This is a genomic window from Dietzia sp. UBA5065 (genome assembly GCA_002415925.1).
In the GTDB taxonomy this organism is placed as follows: Bacteria; Actinomycetota; Actinomycetes; order Mycobacteriales; family Mycobacteriaceae; genus Dietzia.
This window is the reverse complement of the sequence record DIAZ01000014.1, coordinates 50,456-51,102: the sequence shown is the minus strand read 5'-3', so window position 1 is coordinate 51,102 and position 647 is coordinate 50,456. Positions and strand designations below refer to the sequence as shown.

Below are 647 nucleotides of genomic sequence, written 5' to 3'. Positions count from 1 at the left end.
GCGTGGATCTTGTCGTCCACGAGGTGGTGCAGCTTGAGGATGTACATGTAGCCCACGGACACCGGGTACGGGAACGGCTCGCCGGAGCGGCCGTCCATCAGGGTGGCCTTGCCGTCGGCCTTGACCATCCGCTCACCGTCACGGTTCGGGAGGGTGCAGCCCAGCAGGCCGGTGATCTCCGTGTCCGCCGCACCGTCGAAGACGGGGGTGGCCGTGTTGGTGCCGGCCTCGACGTGGTGGATCTCCTCCGGCAGCTTGGTGGCCCACTCGGGCAGGGAGCCTTCCGTGTCGCGCGGCACCTCCCAGCCCGCCTTGGCCAGCCAGCCGAGGTGGGTCTCCATGATCTGACCGATGTTCATACGACGCGGGACGCCGTGCGTGTTGAGGATGATGTCCACGGGCGTGCCGTCGGGCAGGAAGGGCATGTCCTCGGCGGGGAGGATCTTGCCGATCACGCCCTTGTTGCCGTGGCGACCGGCGAGCTTGTCGCCGTCCTGGATCTTGCGCTTCTGCGCGACGTACACGCGGACCAGCTCGTTGACCCCGGGGGGCAGGTCGTCGTCGTCCTCGCGCGAGAACACGCGGACGCCGATCACCTTCCCGGACTCACCGTGCGGCACCTTGAGCGAGGTGTCGCGCACCTCGCG

General features: G+C 68.5%; 1 pseudogene. It reads right to left on the bottom strand.

The window, feature by feature from the left end:
• Positions 1 to 647, bottom strand: a pseudogene (locus B4M60_RS01440) (DNA-directed RNA polymerase subunit beta); the annotation flags it as partial.